Source organism: Bacillus cereus group sp. N31, assembly GCF_016483245.1.
Classification (GTDB): domain Bacteria; phylum Bacillota; class Bacilli; order Bacillales; family Bacillaceae_G; genus Bacillus_A; species Bacillus_A toyonensis.
The window spans coordinates 1-22,999 of the sequence record NZ_JAEHCH010000008.1 but is presented as its reverse complement, the minus strand read 5'-3'; the positions used below and the strand labels follow the sequence as shown (position 1 = coordinate 22,999).

Genomic DNA, 22,999 nt, shown 5'->3' with positions numbered 1-22,999 from the left:
CACCTTCTTTTTTACTGTATATTATAACATTTAATGTTAAATAATTCCTATTACATTTAAAAAGACGATGATGATGGCAAGTGGCGCTACAAACCGAAGTAAAAATGCCCAACAAGTAAATACTTTCTTTCCGTAATTTCCACCTACAAAAAATTCTGCTTCTAGCACCTTCTTTTCCATTTTGAATGATACGAAAATACTAATAAATAGCGCTCCTAGTGGCATTAATATATTACTAGATAAAAAGTCTACCGCATCAAAAATATTCTTACCAAAAATCGTAATATCACTCCATACTCCAAATGATAACGCAGATGGTATACCTACTAAGAAAATACAGAAACCAATGATCCATGATAGTTTCGTTCTTCTTTCTTGTTCACCATTTGCTAATGCTGAAACAACCGTCTCTAGTAGAGAAAACGCCGATGTTAATGTGGCAAATGTAAATAGCGCAAGAAATACCGTTAAGAACAATCCGCCAAATGGAATTTGACTAAATACAGATGGTAATACGATAAATAGCAATCCAGGCCCTTCCGTCGGCTCCATTCCTAATGAAAATACTGCTGGAAAAATTGCAAGACCTGCAAATAAAGAAACAAATAAATTCAATCCAACAATTGTTATTGCTGATTTTGGTAAACTTTCTTTTTTATTTAAATAGGAACTATACGTAACCATGATTGATATTCCGATACTAATCGCAAAGAACGATTGGCCCATTGCGAACAAAATACTTTCTGAAGTAATCTTTGAGAAATCTGGTTGTAAGAAAAACTTCACACCTTGCATTGCATTATCCAATGTTAATGAACGAATAATAAGGGCGACAAATAAAACGAACAATGCTGGTAACATATATTTACTTGCTTTTTCAATTCCGTTTTGTACACCTTTTGATACAACCCATATCGTAATGAACATAAAAGCGAAATGTCCAGTAATAGCCCAAGCGGGATTTCCAATTGTTTCAGTAAATAATGCACCGTAATTTTGTCCCGGAGTAATAAGTTGTCCAGTTACTCCTCTAAATAAATAAATCAATACCCATCCACCTACAACACTATAAAACGAAAGTAATATAAAACACGTTCCAACGCCAAGGCGTCCAATCCAGTGCCACCCTGTATTTGGTGCAATACTTTTAAATGCGCCAACTGCTTGTTTCTGTGTACTGCGTCCAATCATAAATTCAGCTATTAATAGTGGTAGTCCAATTAACACAGTAAATAATATAAAGATTAAAAAGAATGCTCCTCCCCCGCTCTTCCCAGCGATATAAGGAAACTTCCATATTGCGCCTAATCCAATTGCTGATCCTGCTGCAGCCATTATAAATCCTAATTTCGAAGTCCATTGCTCCGTCTGTTTCATCTTATTTTCCTCCTAATTAAATCTTTTTATATAAATAATTAAATTTTATATACCTATCCGAATAAACCCTCCATTTCTTTTTCTATAAAATAAAAAATGGCTCAGCATCTCTTTATAAAAAGAGACGCTAAGCCATTTACTTAACGCGGTACCACCCTTATTGATTCCATTATGAATCCACCTTAGTAGTAATCGTTTGATTACAAACCTAATATCGAAGGTTAACCGTTAAGATTTACTAAGAATGTAATTCCGTTCCACCTTACTGCTCCTAGGCGAGTTCAGGATGTCATTTGACTATGTCGCACCAACCCATAGCTCTCTGCACAAATACATGACCTTACTACTCCTATTCAACACATTTTAATATTTAGAATATATTTTCTTTTGAAATTAATATGAAGTATATCGGTTATATTTATAACTGTCAAGGTATATATTAATTTTTTTGTCGAAAAGATTTTTTATAAACTTTCAATGTAAAAATAAAAGAACATTAAAAAAGAATCTTCGCGATAATCGCGAAGGTTCTTTTTTATGGTGTAAGACGTGTACAATCTCTCGGAAAAGCACTCGCCTCTCGTACGTTCGTTAATTCTAAAAGTTTATATACAATCCTTTCTAACCCAATACCGAAACCGCCATGCGGTGGACAACCGTATCGGAATGTATTTAAATAAGATTGAAATTTCTCTGGGTGTAATCCTTTTTCTTTAAAAGATGCGAGTAATAGATTATAATTATGAATTCGCTGTGCTCCTGATGTTATTTCTAATCCTTTATATAGTAAGTCGAACGAATCAGTAATAGATGGATTCTCGTTATTCGGCATCGTATACATCGGTCTCGCTTCTTTCGGATAATGTGTAATGAAAACAAATTCACTATTATATGTTTCTTTCACATATTTCCCTAGTAACTTTTCACCTTCTGTATCTAAATCTCCAATCGGTGATTCTTTTCGATACTTACTTTTCAAAATCTCTTGTGCTTCTGACAATGTAATTTTCGGTATTTCAGTAATGACAGGTACTTCTATTTGTAATTGTTGTAGTTCTTTCTCACATGTTTCTCCTACTTGCTGAAACATATATCGTAAAACATCCGTTTCTAATTGCATCACTTCATGAAAATCATCGATAAATCCAAGCTCTACGTCTAACGATATATATTCATTCAAATGACGGGAAGAGTTGTGATGTTCCGCTCTGTAAACAGGTGCAATTTCAAAAACACGTTCCAATCCTCCCGCTACCATCATTTGTTTATAAAACTGTGGTGATTGAGCTAAATAAGCTTCTTTTTGGAAATATGGAAGCTTAAAAACATTCGCTCCTCCTTCTGCCCCTTGCGAAACAATTTTCGGCGTAAATATACGTATGAAATCGTTCTCTGTTAAATAGTCACTAAAACTTTGAGCGAGTGTAGCTTTCACTTTAAATATCGCCGCGGTTCGCTCATGTCTTAACGATAATACTCGTTCATTCAATAGTTGATCTAAACCAACTTGTAATTTCTTTTTATTTAATTCAAATGGAAGTTGTTCTGCACCATTTAATACTTTCACTTCATGAGCAAGTACTTCAACCCCTAATTCTGTTTTCGAAGTCTCTACAATTTCACCAACTATTTGAACGACACTTTCTACATCAACTTTGTATCCGGCTAACTCGTTTTCTAATACACATTGAATAACTCCCGTTCGGTCCCGTAATAATAAAAAACTAACATTACCTAGATGACGAATCTTTTTTACCCACCCTTGTAAGAGTACCACTTTTCCAACATGCTCCGTACACGCTTGAGTGAGTGAACGTTTCATTATTTGCCCCATTATATTTCCCTCCAATAGTTTTCATTTTATTTACGTTATTGTTGTCATCGTCGTCATCCACGTTCACTCACCTCCTTTCAAAGAATACAAAAATCCGCCCCTAGAAATAGGGACGGATTTTTTCCGCGGTACCACCCAAATTGTCACAATGACCATCTTAGCCCTGATAACGGTAGGTACCGTTTGCTTTTACTAATAATCACGTTCAAAGCAACACTCACAGGTGTCTTTCCATCATGCGGTATCGCAATCTTCCCAGCAACCGATTGCTCTCTGTAGACCTTTGCATCATGTACTTTTCCTGATCATCACTTTTTATATTTACAGAGTATTCTATCTCTTTATTTTATAAAACGCAAGCCTTTTTATTTAAGATTCTTCATCTACCGTTATATATGCGTATTTTTCATGTTCTATTATTATTTTCCCATTTAGATTTACACTAGTCTTTTTCATGCCCTATATACATTTCCATTTTATTACATAATTTACATGTTTCTCACGCATATTAATAGCAAAATTGTAGCGGAGGTGTACATATGAAAAAAGTAATTAGTTTCTTTCTCCTTTTGTTATGCCTAATTGTAGTAAATGAAACGTACGCATATTCACCAAAATCTTTACCAATCTCTCAACATTCTGATCAATGGCAAGTGAATATTGATGAAGTGAAAAAAACGAGTAAAAAATTGTTGCAACCTAAAAAAGGTGTATTACAAACATATTATTTCTCTGTAAAAAATCTCGGAAAAAGCGAAGTGTATAACGTACAAGTTGAAGTCTTCCGCAACGAGCCAAATACAAAAACGAAATATGAACTCTTTTCCCTAAAGGAAAGTCGTTTAGCAAGCAACAAAACTGGATTTGAACATGCTAACTTACATATTTCTACAAAAGCAGATGAGGTTGACGTGATTATTACGTGGCAAGAACACCCTTTCCACTCGATGCGAAACGGTCAAAAAGTTGAGTCTAGAAAATTTAAAGAGCATTTTGTTTTTAAAGAATCTAAAAAGTAAATGAGGATGTATTCACATTATCATTGATATTACTTTATTTACTAGTACCAGTTCTTATGTAGATTAAAAAGTCGTGGCTTATAAACGCCACGACTTTTTATATTAATTCGTACTAATTCCTCTTGCTGCCCAAATACGATCGATATCAGCAGCATGTTGTCCGCCATATAGAAGAGCATCCGCTTGCTTAATTGCTTTTGCTCCATCACGGAATTTAGCATTTGGCGTTAATGACCAATGTGATTGTAAAATAATTTTTGTTGCTACATCACGGCCAAAAACTTGTGCCATTTCGTATTGTCCTTGAGCCCAAATTTCCCCATCATCATGTACTTCATTCGTAATATCTTTCGGATATACTTTATTCGTATCTAATCGGCGTAAGCATGTTGGATCCGAACTAGAATAAGCTGTCGCATCCCATTCTCCAACACATGCTTTTCCGTACCCTGTAGTCGACACTGCATCTTCATAAGTAGCACCTAAGAAATCACCAAATCCTTCTCCCATTGCTCCACCTTCTGGTGAGCTACCGAATCCAGGCACTTGATTGTCTTGAATTGAATGGCCGTATTCATGCGCGATAATACCAGCATCTTCTGCATCATCAACTCCGCCAGTACCGAAAGTTAAAGCTTTCGTTGATGGAGAATAGAATGAGTTATCATCCGTTGTACCATTAACATTTACTTTAATCGAACGATTATTAATATTTTTAAAGCCTAGTCCTTGAATATAGCGCTGCAATGTATCGATATGATAATACGACATAACATCTTCAAAGCTATCATTTGCACGTGTATAGTTAAATTGTAAGTTTGTAGATTTCGTCATCGCTTTTGAAGAAATCGTTACATACTCTCCAATTAAAAATCCTGTTCCATCTAAACCTTTTAACGTAACAGTCTTCAATTGGTTCGTTAGAGCTGTTGAATCTGCATCATTATTATCTTTTAATCCTACTTTACTACCGCTAGATACGACCGGGTTAGGTAAAAATACTTTTCCTGACCCTTCAGCTTTTCGGTTTATATCAACCTTTTTAATTAACTTTCCATTTTCTGCATCAATAAATGTTTCCCATGCACCGAATGGATTATTAGAATGGACTACCACTTTATATACTGGAAGAGCGACACCTTCTTCAACAATATATCCGAATTCTTTTTCTGTAGGAGCCCATAAGTTTTGCTCACTCGCTTCTCCAACATACGCCATTGACTTTTGTATTGCATCTTTTTCACTAATTTTTGTCGTTACTTCCTTCACACCTGTAACAGGTTGATAATCCGAAACAGCAAGTACTCCTTTTCCCTCTCCGTTAAGAGTAACCGTAATTTGTTTTGAAAATACAGGCGCGCCATTTACTATTTGTTGGAACCTAACATATGAAGCTACTGACGTTTCTGTTGTAGAAATATATTGCAAGTCTGAAAGGTCGGGCTTTAATCCATACTGATTGGCATTCCCTTTTAAATATTCAACTGCTTTTTTCTGTGGTGAATAAGCTTCTACCTTTACTTGCTTCTTTTCCAATGCGGAAACTGTAGAAATCGTCCCCATTACTAATGGTACAGTCATTGCCATTGCCACCATTTTTTTGTTTAACATAAAACCACTCCCCCTAATAAATTGAAACCTTTACCCCATTCCTATAAGGCTATTACTGTCCACAAGTAACGAAATAAAGTGAATCTACGAGTAATTCTATACGAGCAATTCTATTACCTTTACATTTTGGGTAAGTGAAATTTTCTCAATATTTATGTGTAAAACGAAAACAATACTTTAGAAATATATTTCTTTATCAATTCTTTCAACCTTATACTTTTAAAATATGAAGAAAGAAATTTTCCAGTGTCCCTATCGAGTGGATTATGAGGAAATCATTCGGTTAATCTCCCTTCATACAAAAAAGGAAGTTGGAATGATTCCAACTTCCTTTTTCATTAATTAGCCTCGCTTAACTTAATTCGGAGTTTTGTCTCCCCTAAAGAAAACTCGTCGTCTTCATTCGTTAAGTGGCCAAATGTAAATTGCTTGACGAGTAAGTTTTCTTCCAATAGATGTTTATGATTCGTTAACGTTTGCTGTAGTTCTTCCTCTGCATCAAGAATCACATCAACTCGTAAGTTAACTGGTAAATTCAACTGCTTACGATATTCTTGAACCGCACGAATGAATTCACGAGCTACTCCTTCTTGTAACAATTCTTCCGTTACATTCGTATCTAACATAACCGTATATTGTCCGTTAGTCGTATTAGAGAATCCTGATTTTGCAACTTTCTCAACTAACACATCTTCAGCGGTTACAACCACTTCTTCTCCTGATGTTGCTTCGTAAACTGCTCTTTCTGTTGATACAAAGTTTTGTACTTCTTCTTGTGATAATTGTTTTAACCAGCCGTTTACTGCATTCACATTTTTACCGAACTTCGGCCCTGCTGTTTTAAAATTGAGCTTCAATTGATATGATGTATACTTCGTTTCATCCAGTTCAACATGGAATGCTTTCACATTTAGCTCATCCATTACAATATCGCGATAAGATTCCCAATCGATATCATTCTCTTTATGCTCAAGTAATACAAGCTCAGCTAACGGCTGTTTTACTTTTAAAGAATGCTGATTACGGTTACTTCTTCCAAGTTCGACAACTTGTAAAACAGCATCCATTTCCGCTTCTAATTTCGGCTGAAGTAGTGATTCATTTACAACTGGATAATCCGCTAAATGAACGCTACTTCCTTCTAAATTCAGATGAATGTCTTCCGCGACAAACGGTGTAAATGGTGCAATTAATTTACTAATTGTTACAAGCACTTCATGAAGTGTCTCATAGGCAGATGCTTTTTCAGCGTTCATACCAGATTCCCAGAAACGATTACGTGAGCGTCTTACATACCAGTTACTCACTTCATCTACAAGTGCTGCAATTTCACGAGCTGCATTCGTAAATTGATACTCATCAAGTGCTGTTCTCACTTTTTTCGTTGTACTATGCAATCTTGATAATACCCATTCGTCTAACTTCGTAAGCTTTACGTCATACGTTTCTTTCGGATTATACTCATCTAAATTTGCATATAAAACGTAGAAGCTATACACATTGACTAATGTATCTACAAATTTAGATTTCGCTTCCAGTACTGTTCTTTCAGAAAAACGCTTCGCATTCCACGGGGCACTATCAACGAGTAAAGCCCATCTTAGCGCATCTGCACCAAACTTCTCTACTAAATCAACTGGATCTAGTGCATTGCCTTTACTTTTAGACATTTTTTGTCCTTCTTCATCTAAAACATGCCCTAGTGATAACACTCGTTTATACGGTACTTTGCCTGTATATAGTGCTGATACTGCTAATAAACTATAAAACCAGCCGCGTGTTTGATCAATTCCTTCTGCAATAACATCCGCTGGAAACTGCTCTTCAAATAAATCTTTATTTTCAAATGGGTAATGATATTGTGCAAATGGCATAGAACCACTATCAAACCAAACATCGATTACTTCTGGTGTGCGATTCATTGTGCCTCCGCATTTCCCGCAGCACACTTGCACTTCATCTACATACGGCTTATGCAATTCTAAATCTTCAGGTGTTTCTTTCTTACTATGCTTTCTTAATTCAGCAATGCTTTTCGGTGCGAACTGATGATCGCAACTTTCGCATTCCCAAACGTTTAATGGTGTTCCCCAATATCTATTTCGGCTAATATTCCAGTCAACCATATTTTCTAAAAACTTACCAAAACGTCCATGTTTCATATGATCCGGATACCAAGTAACAGAATCATTATTTTTTAAAAATGTATCTTTAATTGCAGTTGTTCGGATTAACCAACTTTCTCCTGCATAATAAAGAAGTGGTGAATCACAACGCCAGCAATGCGGGTAACTATGTTCATATTTTTCTTTATGATATAGCAAACCTTCCTTCGCCAAATAACGAACGATATCAACGTCACAATCTTTTACAAATTTACCTTTCAAAAATGGTACTGCATCTGTATACTCACCTTTTCCATCTACAACATGTAGGAACGACAATCCTTCACTTTGAACAACTCTATAATCATCTTCCCCATATGCTGGAGCAATATGAACGAGTCCAGTACCACTATCTGCCGTTACAAAATCCGCTGCAATAACACGGTAACCATTTGTCACTTCTTTCATTGGAAATGGTGCTGTGTAAAATGTATTTACTAATTCTTCACCTTTATGAACAGATAATACTTCATAGTTTTCTTTTAATACTTCTTGTACACGTTCTTTCGCAACAATGTATACATGACCTTCTTGTTTCGCTTTAACGTATTCCATATTTGAATGTACAGCAAGTGCAACATTTGCTGGAAGTGTCCATGGTGTTGTCGTCCAACCTAAGAAATACTCATTTTCACTATTTTCCACTTTAAACTTAACTGTTGCACTTAAATCTTTTACTGTTTTATACCCTTGTGCAACTTCATGTGAACTGAGAGAAGTTTGACAGCTTGGGCAGTACGGTGAAACTCTATGCCCTTTATATAACAAGCCTTTTTCATGAATCGTCCCTAAAATATGCCATACACTTTCGATATATGGATTTTCTAAAGTAACGTATGGATCATCCATATCTACCCAGTAACCGATACTTTCAGTGAACTCACGCCACTGCTTTTCATATGTGAATACACTCTCTTTACACTTCTTAATAAATGGCTCAATTCCGTACTCTTCGATTTCATGTTTACCAGAAATACCAAGTTGCTTCTCAACACCTAATTCTACAGGTAAACCGTGTGTATCCCATCCTGCTTTTCTTACCACTTTATAACCGGCCATCGTTTTATATCTTGCTACTACATCTTTAATTGCCCGACCAAGTGCATGGCCGACGTGTGGTAAACCGTTCGCCGTTGGTGGTCCTTCATAAAACACAAACGATTGCGCGCCTTCTCGATTCTGAATTGATTGTTCAAAAATGCTCTGTTCGTTCCACTGCTTACGAATACGTGTTTCTCTCCCTACAGCTGACTCTTTTACATCTACTTTCTTCATCTACAATCACTCCTTTGAATGTTTTAAAAGCACACAAAAAACCCGCCCCTATGAAGTAGGGACGGGTTTACCCGCGTTACCACCCTAATTCTATTAGCTTTTCACTAATAGCGCTTAGCAACGTACTAACATACGCGTTCTTTGTAACGGTAGACATCCGTCCGGGCCTACTTACTTTCAGCCTCGGCTCCTCGGAGATGATTTTCAAATAACGTCTGAACACCGGCTTTCAGCACTTTACCGGCTCTCTGGGGAACAGTTCATTATTTTACTCTTTCTCGTCTTCAGATTTGTATACTTTGTTAAAAGCTATTTTATGCCATTTAACAATAAATTGTCAACTAATTCAAAATATATTTTTATTTATATCCTTTTTTCACTACTTATATACATATACAATTACTTTTCAAACTCTCTCAATCTTGCTAGATCTTCATCTTCTTCGATAAGTTCAGCAAAAAATCCAGATTCATCCTCACGAAGTACATGTTCAAGCTCTTCTTTCGCCTCTGCATTTCTATTTAATAACGCTAAATAACAAGCATGATCATATCTTGCTAACAGATCACTCGTATCCATTGTTACTACTTCACTTGTTATTTTTTCTGCCTTTATCGTTTGGCCGGCACTATGATATGAAGATGCTAATGAGAGAAGAATTGCCGTATCATTTGGATGATGTATAGAAGCATCTTCTAATAACTGAATTGCCTCTTCATATCTCTCTTGACTTTGGTATATTTCTCCTAAAGCAAGGAATCCTCTACTTACAAACGGTGTTTTCTCCGTTAATTGTAAGCATATTTTTTCTGCTTTTCCTTCTTCCCCAACTTTCAAGAATACTTGCGCTTGTATAAGAAGCGTATCATAATCATCCGGTAGCTCTCGAACTAATTGCTTCATTAACTCTACAGCATCTTGTAACAAATCTTCGTCCTCACACTCAATGAAAAGATTTACAAGTTGCTTCGCTACCTCATAATCCCATTTATTTTCTAACGATGTTTGCAGAACATCTATCGCTTCTTTATTCATCGATACATTTTCGTAAAATAATCCAAATCGTTGTGCTGCCATACTATTTTTTGGATTTAACTTTAATGAGATTTCATATAACTCAATAATTGTTGTAACCATTGAAATTTCTTTTGCCCGGTTTTTCATACGATAAAAAGCTCTCGTAAATATAGATTTTTTCGGTTGTTCATTTTGTTGACGTTCAATCCATCTTTCCGTAACCCCAGCTGCTGCACACATGAATGCTGTACTTCTTTCTGCTTTTTTCACTTTTAATGTATGAAGAAAATCCCGGATGTTAGACAATTTCTTATGTTGTTCTACCGCTTTTACATAAACATTAAATATACGTTCATTATTTACATCTTTTTGTATTACTTTCATTGCAACTTCAATCGCTTTTGCATCTCTTTTTTTCACTAATACTTTTGCATAATGATATAGAACTTCTGCATGCTCACTATCTAATTGTAGCGCTTCTTCAATCTGTGCTTGTTCTTTATCTATTTCATCCATCGCTCCATACACATACGCAATCGCATCTAAGCGCCATATTTCGGGTACTTCGCCTGCTAGATGTTCTAATTCCTTTAGCAACTCTTCTTGAAGATTTATTTCTACTGAAAGCTGTGCCAAATATTCCATATTTATATACAAAGGCTCTTCTTTCATCGCCTGAACCATATGAATTTGTTCTTTGAAACGGTCTTCTTCTTTTTCGTATATTTCTGCTAGTTGTAAATGTACACCTAAAAAGTTTTCATCAAGCTCTAAACATGTTTCATACGCTTGTTTTGCTTCTGTCAATTGTCCTAATGCCATAAGTGTTTCACCAATTCGGTAATATGGCAATGCCGTTTTCTTTTGTTCTATTGCTTTATTATATCTTTTCATCGCTTGGCCATACTGTCCAATAGATTCATGTAAAATACCTGCATAACAACTGTATTCACTTACTTCATTTCTTTCTTTTTGTAACGTTCTTAAGAATGCTATACCTCGTTGTACAAATACAGTTCCTTTAATTCGATTCACATATTCATCTAACGCACTTGCTACATTATATTCACTCTGCTTTATACCACTCTCTAACTTAGACAATGCTACTTTAAACCCATCTTCATTTCCACCAAGTTCAACCTCTGCATCCCATAAAACCATTCCTGCATTCATAAGGAAATCTTGGCTCTTTTCAATTTGTGTTTCGAGACCAAGAATATATTCTTTCGCTTCATCATATCGCTCTTTTGCCATATAAACTTGCGTAAGTCCGAAATGAGAATAAACATCTTCATTATCTTCTTCTAAAGCACGCTTATATAATGTTTCTGCTTCTTCCAGACTATCATTTTGAAAATGATAATCACCTAATCTTACATATAGAGACGCCTTATCATCACAATTCTCAATACCTTTTAATAAAATTTCTTTTGTGCTTTTCTCATCCTTCAAATCAGATTCATAGATCTCTGAAAGTTTCGTATAAATGTAAGGCGCATTACTATCTAACTGAATCGCCACTTTAAGTCCTTTTATCGCTAAATGTAATTTCCCTAATTGATGCGCACATCTCGCTCGTTCATACCATACATGCGCCTCATTTTTATATTCTCTTAACAAATTATTAAAGATTTCATATGCTTCTTCATATCTTTCTAAATCTATTAATATTAAACCGTGATTCGTTAAAGTGAACCTTTCTGGACTACGTTCTACAGCTACTTGAGAAAACTGCAACGCATTTTCAGATTGATCGATATACATATAAGATAACGCAAGGAAACTCCAGGCGATCGGCTGATCTGCGTCCAATTGTAATGAGGAACGAAAACTTGTAATCGCTTCTATATAACTTTCCTGTTCAAATGCATATCTTCCATTTATCAAATGATATAAAGCACGATTATTTTTCTTCTCAACACTTGCCAGCATTTGCTCAGCTTTCTCCATTTCTTGAAGACGAATAAAGCACTGTGCACCATGAAATTTAACAAAATCCGAGTTCGGAAACTTTTCCATTAACTTTTCTATACAATATAAAATAAATTCTTTATCTACTTCAACATCTAAATGTTTCATCGTATATAACCACGTATTCGGATTATCACTCGTCTCTTTTAAAAATTGTACTAAGTTATTAATTCCCTCTTTATCTTGTTCATCTAAATGATCTGTAAGAGAGAAAATGGATTTAAAATAATGATTCTCTTCTTCACTTAAAAATGCTAGTTGTTCCTTCTTTTCTTTCGGAACAAACGTGATCGCCAAACAACCTGTATAACGATATTTCTCTTGCAATTTACTATATTCCACAAGAACTGGTTCTATAAAGTTTGGATCTTGAACATAAAAAGCTTGTAACGTATCATCATATCCTGATAGCACTTGCACATGTGAAGCATGTTCGATGTCTATACTTAATAAAACGGGGATCTTTCGGTCGAGTAATATCTTATAAATTTCCTCATTCCCTTTAAAATAACGATATTCATAGCCTAATTCTTCAATATAAGAGACCGTATCGGAAAACTTTGAGCCTGTCATATCAAAAATAAACTCTGCTATTTCATCTTGTGTACGTTTTTCTCCCCATAGCTGCAACATCATTTCTAAACTTGTCGGAACACAATAATTATCCTTTTGTACAATTGGAACTATCGGCAGGTGAACCTTTTTTCCATCTGGATTTTTTTCTAAATTATGATATAAAGAGCCTTTTAAACTTTTTTCTTCTTTTAATAACTGTTGTAAATCTACAAGTTTATTCATTTTGTACAACGCTTCTGCACGTAAATGTACAAAGTAAGTTTCATAAGCATGATAAGGAAGCGTACTATTAATATTATCTATTACCTCTAACATCTCTTCATATTTCGCTAAATCTAATAAATACTTTACCTTTTCAAAATGAAAATATGGTACTTGTGGAAACTTTACAATCGCATCATCGATTAACTGTAATGCACGTTTTTGTTCCCCTTTATTCGCATATAACTGTGATAATAAGTAGGTAGATAGTTCTTCACAATCTTTATGCTGCTTTCCAGCTAAAAATTGTTCTTCTGCTTTCTCCCATTCACCTGTATGCATATAGACGTAGCCCCATTTATCAAAGACCGCACGTGTACTGTACTCCTCTGCTTTTTGCATATAAATGAGCGCTTCTTCATTTCGTTTCATTTCTAATAAACATCGTACTAAAGTAAAATATGTTTTCGCTAAAAAATCGTCATCTATTTCTTCTTTATCTGCCTCTTCTAAAGAGTCTTTTAACAACTGTTCTGCTTCAAGGATTTTTCGCTCATCAATTAACTCATCACAATATAAAGAGAGCGTTCTCATATTTGGGAATTTTTTATAAGCGTAGCGAATGAGGAATGAACTGTATTGGTGCATAAGCCCTTCATCAGTAAGGCGAATTAATATATCAAACTCCTTATGTGAAGGAATATTAGCAAGCCAAGTCTTCACATAGGATAAAGTATTCGTTTCTTTTACATATGCAATTTCATTATTTATTTCCTGTAATCCATCTACAAATCTCTTGTCTTTTAAACAAGTTTCTAACTGCTTAAAATCTAGCATGCATTCACCTCGAATTTATATTTATACTGCTACTTGCTTAGATTTTACACACCATATAGTATGTATTCAACTAAAATCTCTTATAATGGATGGTATTAATTAATATTATTCAAATTTATAACAAAATATAGTAAAAATGATTGTTTTTCTCCGTATTTTGTTTAATTATATGGAATAACGTAACATGCGGTTTTAATCTTGTAGAAGCTGAAATTAGTACATAAAATTATATCAGCGATAATTCAAATATATCGGCGATTTTCAAATTATATCGACCAATTCTTAACATATATCAGCGATTATATGTCGAATATCGATTTATCGACATTAAACGACAATCCTTATATATCATACCTTTTAACATACTATGTCACCAAATGTAATTTTCATATTCGGAGCGTATACTAAAGAAGAATGCACATGAAATATTTTAAAAAATCGTAGTTCAGCTTCATATTGAGCTAGCGCATTATCATATGTTAATCCTCTGGCTATTAAACGTTCTACAAATTGTTGCTTATCACCCGGGTTGTCTGCAATCCCCTCTTCTTTTAATGATTGATACAAATCGTTTTTATCATTGTGATGCATATTTGAATCTAAAAAGTTCACTTTATCGCTTACTCTACATTCAATATTTTTCACACCTAATTCACTTAAATATATCGGTATTTTCATGCCTATATTGCCATCTTTACCATTTCTTTGCGTATCACTTTCAAATAATTTCTGCAAAACACCTAGCTGAATAAATTCCGATTGTTTCTCCCCATCTAGTAAATAAGAAGCCATATTAGAAATCCAATGTGGTTCAAAACAGATTATTTTTCCGCCCTTTTTAACTGAATGTATCATTTTTTGTAGCATTGTTTCTGGAGTAGTCATATGTAATAAGAAAGCATGACAGATTGCTATATCGTATGTATCGTTCAGTTCAATTTCTGTAGCATCTCCTTCAAGAAATTCTGAATCATACGGAAGTAAACGAAACAACTCTCTCGCTTCAGCTAATAATGTTTCTCCACTATCAATACCGGTATACTTTGATCCTTTTGGAAGTAATGGCATTAATATTAGGCCTAAATAACCATATCCACAACCGTAATCAACGATATGTACAGGCTTAGTAATCTTCCAAACTGTATTTACTAAAAAGCTTACATAATCGTCGTTGTAATATAAATCTCTCGTGTTTTTTAAATATGTTAGTTTATTGTTCCAATCATACGTTTCCAACATCTAACGCCTCCTTTTATATACAAAACTAAAGTTCTCTATATAATAGCCGTATTCCTACACTTTTCTTAAAATTTCAAAGCAAAAAAGCTAGTGTATTTTTAATAATACACTAGCCTTTTATTTGGAAGAAAAATTTAACAAGTACAATCACAATCAAAATAATCCGTACAGTCTAAATCGTCACAATCTGCTTTTCTCTTTCTTTTGTTTCTTTTAAGATAATAATACAGTAGCCCAAACAATAGTATACAAATAACAAAAGCTATTATTGCTTCTGTATACTTATTTTGAGTCATAAAACCAATTCCACTTCCACCTGAAATAAAAATTAGAATTAAGTAAATCCAGAACATCTATGTAAACACCTCCATTACTATATATCTTAAGATAATATCCATATAACACTAGATGAAATGAATAATCCCATACCATTACCGCTTAATACACCAGTAGTTATTCTTAGCAAATTTGAGCTACTTCTCCATTTCCACTTTTGGGTGAACCCATCGATAAGTAACGGAATTTGAGCGAAAAATGATAGTATGATTGCCAAAAGAAATGAAGGTGTCATATAAAAATAAATTGGAAACATTAAAATACCAATAAGCATACCTGTACAACGCGCACATAAAGGTATGTGCTTTTGTAGTTTAAAAAAACTCCTATCTAATCTTCTATGACAAGGAATTTGTAAAATAAAAGTTCGAATCAATATGAATCACCGTCTCTAAAAAGATTTTAATTGATTTTGCAAAAAAATTATAGATCCAATAAAAAACAAACCAGGTTTATACTAGACCCAGTTTGTCAGTTTACTACTATGTTACATCTCCTCAGGTGCCTCCACCCCAAGTAAACGTAATCCTTCTTTTAATACAACCGTCACAGCATAAACCAATGCGAGTCTGCTGTCTTTCTCTTCGCTCTCTTCTAATATACGCACATTTCCATAATATTTATTAAAAGATTGCGCTACATCTAATACATATTTCGAAATAATCGATGGCTCATTTTTATTGAAAGCTGCTTCAATTACTTGAGGAAATTTATTAAGTAATTTTACGACACTCCAGCTATGATCATCTTTTAAAGCAAACGTACATGTTTCAAATTCTACACTTTCTTTTCTTAAAATAGAGCAAGCACGCGCATGTGTGTACTGTACATATGGTCCTGTTTCTCCTTCGAATTTCAGCATATTTTCTAATGAGAATTCAATATTATGCATACGCTCATTTTTCAAATCGTGGAAGATGACTGCTCCTACACCGACTTGCTTTGCTACTTCTTCTTTCTGTTTTAAGTTTGGGTTTTTCTCTTCAATATTTTGTTTTGCAAGCTCTATTGCTTCCTCAAGTACTTCTTCCAGTAAAATAACTCTTCCTTTACGTGTCGACATTTTCTTACCGTCTTTTAAAATGAACCCAAACGGTACATGTTCCATGCCGTCAACCCAATTGTAGCCAAGCTTTTTTAATACAGTGAAAAATTGATTGAAGTGTAAACTTTGTTCCAGGCCAACTACATATAGGGCTTTATCAAATGCATATGTGTTTTGACGATATAACGCTGCCGTTAAGTCACGTGTTGCGTAAATAGTCGCACCATCTGATTTTCTAATTAAGCAAGGCGGCATTCCCTCCTCTTCTAAATTAACGACTAATGCGCCTTCTGACTCTTCAAGCAAATCATGCTCCTCTATAATTCCAATGAAATCTTCCATTAAGTTATTATAAAAAGCTTCTCCTTGAAAATTAGTAAATTCTACACCGAGAAGTTCATAAATTCGAGAAAATTCTTTTAAGGATTCGTGACGGAACCAATTCCAAAGCTCAACAGCTTCTTCATCACCTTCTTCTAATTTCTTAAACCAAACACGCCCTGCTTCTTCTAGTTCTTCGTCGTCTTTTACCTCTTCATGGAATTGAACGTATAACTTAAATAATTCACGGATTGGATCCTCTTTAACTACTGCTTCATTTCCCCATTTTTTATAAGCAGTAATTAACTTTCCAAACTGTGTTCCCCAATCCCCAATATAATTAATTCCTACAACTTCATAGCCACATTTTTCAGCGATATGTTTCAGTGAATTTCCAATCATTGTAGAACGTAAATGCCCCATCGAAAAAGGTTTTGCAATATTTGGAGATGAGTAATCAATAACTACTGTTTTTTCACATCCAAAGTAGTTTTGACCGTATTCTTCTTTCTTAGCTAAAATCATTTTTAATACAGCATCACTTACAGTTTCACGATTGAAAAATACATTTACATAAGGACCAACAGCCTCTACTTTCGTAAAGAACGAATCATTTACTTTCTCCGCAATTTCCTTTGCGATAATAGCTGGTGATTTTTTATATTGCTTCGCTAGTGAAAAACATGGGAACGCTGCATCTCCGAATTCATCTTGTTTCGGTGTTTCGATTAAATCTAAAATTTGATTTTGCGTTAATTCATTTACAAAAATATTTGATAAACTTTTCGCAAACTGTGTTTTATATTCCATACTACAACCTCCTTATTTTTTTAAACACAAAAAACTCGTCTCTATATAAGAGACGAGTTTTAACCCGTGGTACCACCCTTGTTGTTCATTACGAACCACTTTCCCGTTTATAACGAGGACAGGGGACCTCGGCTTACTCTACTATTCGTTCAAGAAGCGTCTCCGAAGTGCGCTTCATCTTTTTCTTCCGCACTAGGCTCACACCATCCCTAGCTCGCTTTCCTTCTGAAAAAGACTACTCTCTTCATCACAGACAGTATATTTAATTAATTATTGCTTATTATACATCTTTTCAAACAATTAGCAAGGGTCAATTACACCAAAGTGAAACTTAGCACTTTTTCTTTTGTATACGTGAAAATTGTGTTTTTCAAATCTAGAACTACGGAAATGATCTTTCAAAACGACACGCTTTCTCGCCACTCGCTTCGCCTCTGCAATTGTTTCATCAGTAATATCATGATACAAAGCGAAATGTTTTAACCCTTTAATTCCATCAGATTCTATGACAGTTTCTTCAAACATCGGATCGAGATATACGACATCATAACTATTGTCTTCACATTGCGCTAAAAATGAAAAATGCTCCGTTTGCTTTACTTGGATTCTTTGCATTGCTTCATCGATTTCAGAAACAGATGAAGACCATGTTTTCAAACCATTTCTCATGATATAAGCCATATATTCATTGCCTTCCAGTCCTGTTACTGTTCCACTTTCACCAACAACATAACTAGCTACAATACTATCTGATGCCATACCGAGCGTACAATCTAACACCGTCATTCCGCTCTCTAATTTAGCAGCTTGTACGAACGGATCGTGCTCTCCGCGCATTAACCTTTTCACACGAAACATCGCTGAGTTCGGATGAAAGAAGAATGATTCTTCCGTACCTTTCGGATAAATAGCTAATCGGTTCTTTCCTACGACAAGTACATCTTGTTCATACTGCTCATGTAATTTATGCACTGGTATATCATTACGTAAAATGAAAGAACGATTTAATTCTTCCGCTACCTTTTTTGCATATGCTGTCATTTCTTTATTTGTTCTTCCTGCTGTTGTTACTATCATTGTTTCACCTCTATATAAAGAAAAGAGGGAGATTTACTCTCCCCCTTCTTTAGCAATTCTTTTCGAAAGCTTGTTCTAAGTTCGTAATAATTTCGTCCATAGTTGCACCTTCAATTTCATGACGGTGAATGAAGTGAACAACTTCTTTTCCTTTTAATAATGCCATAGATGGTGAAGATGGAGGAATTTCTCCGAAGTATTCACGCATTTTTGCAGTAGCATCTTTATCTTGACCTGCAAACACAGTTACAAGATGGTCAGGTTGTTTTTCAGCACGAACAACTGCTTGGCCTGCTGATGGACGCGCTAAACCAGCTGCACAACCACAAACCGAGTTTACAACTACTAAAGTTGTACCTGATGCATTCTCCATAAATTCTGTAACAGATTCTTCTGTAGTTAATTCTTCAAATCCAGAACGCACTAATTCTTGACGCATTGGAATTACCATTTGGCGCATGTATTCTTCATAAGCATTTGACATCTTGTATCTCTCCTTCAACTTTCATTCCAAATTCATCATATCACGCTCTATTAATAGGTGCAAAAGAAAGATAGTGACGTTTTCATTTTTTTGAAGGGATTTCACAAACCCCACCGCGGCAATGTCCGACTGGGACAAGTTTTCTATTGTTAGCGATATAATCGTATACTTTGCTTCCAAATCCAAGTACGATAGATAATTTTATAAAAGGCACTGCAAACCAATAAGATGGAACGGCCTTCGCTAATACATCTATGCTCTGAATACCGTCATACCACTTATTATTTTTAAAAATATACAGTCTTTGTTCCATCTTACTTTGTAGTTCTTGAGAAAGCTCATACTTCTCAACTACATCTTCATTTCGAAATGAAACAAATTTCATCTTACCCTTTTTATCTAATTTTTTCGTACGTTCTGCAACGGCCGTACACATCGGACACCAACTATCATAGAAAACAATCATATATTATTCCCCTTTACGAGATTCCGTCATTTGTTTCCATACAGAACCTTTCGCTTCTTCGCCGCCTTCAATACGCTCTAATGCAAGACGAGCTTGCATCGCTACTTCAAACTCTGGATCATCTTGCGCTGCTTTTAATGCCGGAATCGCACTTTCACCTCCAAGTTCAAATAAGAACATAGCTGCACGCCAGCGTACTAATTTACTTGGGTCTTTCAGCGATTTAATCATAACGAACATCGCTGCTGGGTCACCTACGTCTGATAAGCAATCCCCTGCAGTACGACGAACACTTACTGAACGATCTAATAACGCTTTATATAATAACGGTAATACTTCATCACCTTTTACCATACCTAAATAAGCTGTTGCTATGCGGCGGATAGATACTTTTTCATCGTCTAACGCCATTTTCAACACTAGAATATCCTCTTCAGTAGGATCCATTTGCTCTAAAGCTGCAAAACGATTTTTCCAGTCAGAATCTTTCATCATCTCTTCTGTTACTTTATATGGCTCACGCTTTTGAATCGTTACTTCAACTGCCCCAGCCTGATCTAATAATTCTTTAACTGTTTCATTTACACGTTCTTCTGAATAAGCAGCAACAATTTCTTCTACTACTTCTTTCCCGATTTCTTCAAAATTACCGTAACGTGTACTTTGCTCTACCCATTTACGCTCTTTCACAACGTTAGGTGCAGACATTTGCACTTTCATGATTGATTCTTTAAAACGATCAGGTAAACCAACACGCTCTTCCGTCGTTCCATCTGTTAACTTCACTTGCATCGGAATTGTAAAGAACATTTGAATAAATACTTTCACTTCCCCAAAGTGAGAAAGTTGCTGTTCTTCGCTTTTTTCTACTACTTCTTCACCGAAAACGGCACGAACTTGTTGTAATAAAACTTTCCAATCATACTTCGCATTACGCTCGACTGCTAAAAAGTCTGCTACATGATACACACCTTTAATGCCTTCAATTTTCAAAATTTCTTGCACTTGTACTGGTGCTTGTTCTTTATTTTCATTTGTATAATTATTACGCGCTCCTGATGGTAATACTTCATTCAAAATAACTTTCATTGTATTTGGACTTGGCGTCGGTTCAATTGCTTTAATCTTCACGTAAAAAACTCTCCTTTATTGCGTGTTCTTAGCTGTATTGTAACATGTTATCACTCTATACTCCTACTCGGATGCTTTATTTTACTACTTTCTTCCTGCTACCATACTATTTCATCCTTTTTTACATTTCAAATTAGGAACGAAATTTGAAAACCATTCGCTTCCGATAAGTTTTATTTTAAGGAGGGAATTTGTTTTCTTTGCCCTACATAAAAAGAGGTATCTATATCCTAGTTAGATCATTCATTTTAAAGTGAAGTGCAGTTAATAAATAAAGCTCTGGAGGATACTACTAAAAAAGAAGAACGCTTTATATATAAAAACGTTCATACGAATGCGCTCTGAGGGACTTGTTGGTGGAGAATTGATTTCTGAAGACATTTTGATTGTGAATGTTCCGAAAGATGAATTAATGGAATTGTTTAGAGTGATAGAAAGAAAGAAAAAAGGCGAACCCTTTATGAGATTAAGGGGTTCGCCTTTTTTTTGTTACCGATAATTTCACATTATGTCAACTATATTTGTATATGATATACATCATCATGGTGTTAGCAAGCAAAAGTATATTCTTCATTCCTGAAAACAGTAGATGGAAGATTGTGACCTTCTGAGTCTGCTAAGAAAGAATACACAAGAACATCCTCAACATCATCTTTATTTCCTCTAATGATGACATCAAGAAAATCTTCTATATGGAATTCTGGAGTAAACAACACAATCTTAGATGTTCTGTTTGGTCCTAAAGAAACAATAGTACGAGAGATTTCAACTAATTCATTTTGCGTTGGGAAAAAAGTGTTTGGACTTCTCTTAACAATTACCGTCACATTACTAGTATGGCAGCGTGAATCATTGTTTAACATAATATTGAGAGCAGTTGGAATAATACCATTCTCAGAAACCGGAACTCGAAAAACCCCAGTAGATTTATGAGCCATATAATCACATCCTTTCAAAATAAAATATTCTTAACAATATAGTAGATGCAAGAAAAGTTCATTTTGATAGGGACAAATTATGTGATTAATATGCACATAATTATCTTCAATATTAATAAATCAATGATTCAAAAGATTAACAAGTACCGTGAAAAATGTGGAATAAAACCAATCTAATAATCCCAATTCAATGAGTAACCATTTCCAGAGGAATCTTTCAATATTCAGTATAAAAGATTTTAAATTTATAATTTTCGTTAGCTTATTTTTCTTCAAAATTGCTGACGGTACCCCATGGCTATCAAGCTAAAATAAATTTGTATCCATATAAACAAAAAAAAGCTATTCTTTTTGTAGAAATATACAGAAAGGATGGCATTTTTGTATGAATCTATCGATTCAGGATGAGTTTCATTTATTCGCTGAAGAACTACAGCGATATCTATCCCCACATATTCTTCAACAACTTGCACAAGAGGCAGGTTTTGTAAAACGTAAAAGCAAGTATGGTGCACAAGATTTGACTGCTTTATGTATCTGGATTAGTCAACACGTAGCAAGCGATTCTCTGACTCGATTATGTAGTCAGCTTTATGCAAATACAGCTACACTTATGAGTCCAGAAGGACTTAATCAACGTTTTAACCGTTGTGCTGTTTTATTTCTACAGCGTGTATTTTCCCTTTTAATCCAAAGTAAACTAAATGATTCTTCTCAAATCTCAAACCAATACATTTCTTATTTTCAACGTATACGTATTTTAGATGCTACTATTTTTCAAGTACCCAACCATTTAGCTTCTATTTATCCTGGTTCAGGAGGATGTGCACAGACAGCTGGTATTAAGATTCAACTAGAGTATGATTTACATAGTGGAAAATTCCTCAATTTTCAAATGGAACCAGGTAAAAATAATGATAAAACCTTTGGTACAGAATGTTTGGATACCTTACGACCAGGAGATTTATGTATTCGAGATTTAGGATACTTTTCTCTAAAAGATTTAGACCAGATGGATCAACGAGGGGTGTTCTATGTTTCACGGTTGAAATTAAATAATAGAGTATATGTGAAAAATGAATCTCCAGAATTCTTTCGGTATGGGACAGTAAAAAAGCAATCTTTATATGCTTTACTTGACCTTGAACATATCATGCATCAGATAAAACCAGGAGATACTTATGAAATTCGAAATGCCTATGTTGGACAACAAAAATTACCCTCACGAGTTGTAATATACAGACTCACATCAACTCAAGTTCATAAACG

16 protein-coding genes and 4 other annotated features are annotated in these 22,999 nt (G+C 34.8%); of the genes, 2 read left to right on the top strand and 14 right to left on the bottom strand.

Translation table 11 applies throughout. The features are described 5' to 3' along the window. Window positions 1–36 precede the first annotated feature (36 nt). Both JDS81_RS12385 and aspS read right to left on the bottom strand, forming a co-directional pair. Window positions 37–1,377: a sodium-dependent transporter gene (locus JDS81_RS12385; protein WP_000814552.1), complete on the bottom strand. Its 1,341-nt coding sequence runs from the start codon at window positions 1,375–1,377 to the stop codon at window positions 37–39. A 117-nt stretch (window positions 1,378–1,494) separates the two neighbouring features. Further along, window positions 1,495–1,743, bottom strand: a binding site (T-box leader). Between the two features lie 169 nt (window positions 1,744–1,912). Further along, entirely contained in the window at window positions 1,913–3,211 is a 1,299-nt protein-coding gene (gene aspS / locus JDS81_RS12380) for an aspartate--tRNA(Asn) ligase (protein WP_097953494.1), read from the bottom strand. A gap of 105 nt (window positions 3,212–3,316) precedes the next feature. Then, window positions 3,317–3,529: a binding site (T-box leader), on the bottom strand. 221 nt (window positions 3,530–3,750) lie between these two features. Between aspS and JDS81_RS12375 the strand changes: the two genes are divergently transcribed. Then, the gene (locus JDS81_RS12375; protein WP_097953495.1) at window positions 3,751–4,230 is read left to right on the top strand and encodes a hypothetical protein; all 480 of its coding nucleotides are present in this window, start codon (window positions 3,751–3,753) and stop codon (window positions 4,228–4,230) included. 102 nt (window positions 4,231–4,332) lie between these two features. Here JDS81_RS12375 and JDS81_RS12370 read toward each other — a convergent pair whose 3' ends face one another. The 12 genes from JDS81_RS12370 to JDS81_RS12315 form a co-directional block, all read right to left on the bottom strand. Next, complete coding sequence (locus JDS81_RS12370; protein ID WP_097953496.1) at window positions 4,333–5,841, bottom strand: M36 family metallopeptidase; 1,509 nt, start codon at window positions 5,839–5,841, stop codon at window positions 4,333–4,335. 338 nt (window positions 5,842–6,179) lie between these two features. Continuing rightward, window positions 6,180–9,281, bottom strand: a complete 3,102-nt coding sequence (gene ileS / locus JDS81_RS12365; RefSeq protein ID WP_097953497.1) for an isoleucine--tRNA ligase — start codon at window positions 9,279–9,281, stop codon at window positions 6,180–6,182. Between the two features lie 54 nt (window positions 9,282–9,335). Further along, window positions 9,336–9,575, bottom strand: a binding site (T-box leader). A gap of 105 nt (window positions 9,576–9,680) precedes the next feature. After that, entirely contained in the window at window positions 9,681–13,883 is a 4,203-nt protein-coding gene (locus JDS81_RS12360) for a bacteriocin-processing peptidase family protein (protein ID WP_097953498.1), read from the bottom strand. Window positions 13,884–14,240: 357 nt separating this feature from the next. Next, entirely contained in the window at window positions 14,241–15,119 is an 879-nt protein-coding gene (locus JDS81_RS12355) for a class I SAM-dependent methyltransferase (RefSeq protein ID WP_142312414.1), read from the bottom strand. A 137-nt stretch (window positions 15,120–15,256) separates the two neighbouring features. Next, window positions 15,257–15,475, bottom strand: a complete 219-nt coding sequence (locus JDS81_RS12350; protein ID WP_097953500.1) for a hypothetical protein — start codon at window positions 15,473–15,475, stop codon at window positions 15,257–15,259. 29 nt (window positions 15,476–15,504) lie between these two features. Next, window positions 15,505–15,834 (bottom strand): DUF2085 domain-containing protein, encoded by a 330-nt coding sequence (locus JDS81_RS12345; protein ID WP_097953501.1) that lies wholly within the window; start codon window positions 15,832–15,834, stop codon window positions 15,505–15,507. 111 nt (window positions 15,835–15,945) lie between these two features. Continuing rightward, complete coding sequence (gene argS, locus JDS81_RS12340) at window positions 15,946–17,634, bottom strand: arginine--tRNA ligase (RefSeq protein WP_097953502.1); 1,689 nt, start codon at window positions 17,632–17,634, stop codon at window positions 15,946–15,948. 45 nt (window positions 17,635–17,679) lie between these two features. Continuing rightward, window positions 17,680–17,894: a binding site (T-box leader), on the bottom strand. 40 nt (window positions 17,895–17,934) lie between these two features. Then, window positions 17,935–18,711, bottom strand: a complete 777-nt coding sequence (locus tag JDS81_RS12335) for a class I SAM-dependent methyltransferase (RefSeq protein WP_097953503.1) — start codon at window positions 18,709–18,711, stop codon at window positions 17,935–17,937. A 49-nt stretch (window positions 18,712–18,760) separates the two neighbouring features. Next, window positions 18,761–19,195 carry a BrxA/BrxB family bacilliredoxin gene (locus JDS81_RS12330; RefSeq protein WP_000063715.1) on the bottom strand — a complete coding sequence of 145 codons (435 nt, stop codon included), beginning with the start codon at window positions 19,193–19,195 and terminating at the stop codon, window positions 18,761–18,763. Window positions 19,196–19,277: 82 nt separating this feature from the next. Continuing rightward, window positions 19,278–19,661 carry a thiol-disulfide oxidoreductase DCC family protein gene (locus JDS81_RS12325; RefSeq protein ID WP_097953504.1) on the bottom strand — a complete coding sequence of 128 codons (384 nt, stop codon included), beginning with the start codon at window positions 19,659–19,661 and terminating at the stop codon, window positions 19,278–19,280. A 3-nt stretch (window positions 19,662–19,664) separates the two neighbouring features. Further along, window positions 19,665–20,792 (bottom strand): conserved virulence factor C family protein, encoded by a 1,128-nt coding sequence (locus JDS81_RS12320; RefSeq protein WP_097953505.1) that lies wholly within the window; start codon window positions 20,790–20,792, stop codon window positions 19,665–19,667. 548 nt (window positions 20,793–21,340) lie between these two features. Then, entirely contained in the window at window positions 21,341–21,730 is a 390-nt protein-coding gene (locus tag JDS81_RS12315; protein WP_000940649.1) for a hypothetical protein, read from the bottom strand. A 385-nt stretch (window positions 21,731–22,115) separates the two neighbouring features. Here JDS81_RS12315 and JDS81_RS12310 point away from each other — a divergent pair. Next, window positions 22,116–22,999 (top strand): IS4 family transposase (locus JDS81_RS12310; RefSeq protein WP_199688516.1); only part of this gene is annotated, 884 nt, incomplete at its 3' end.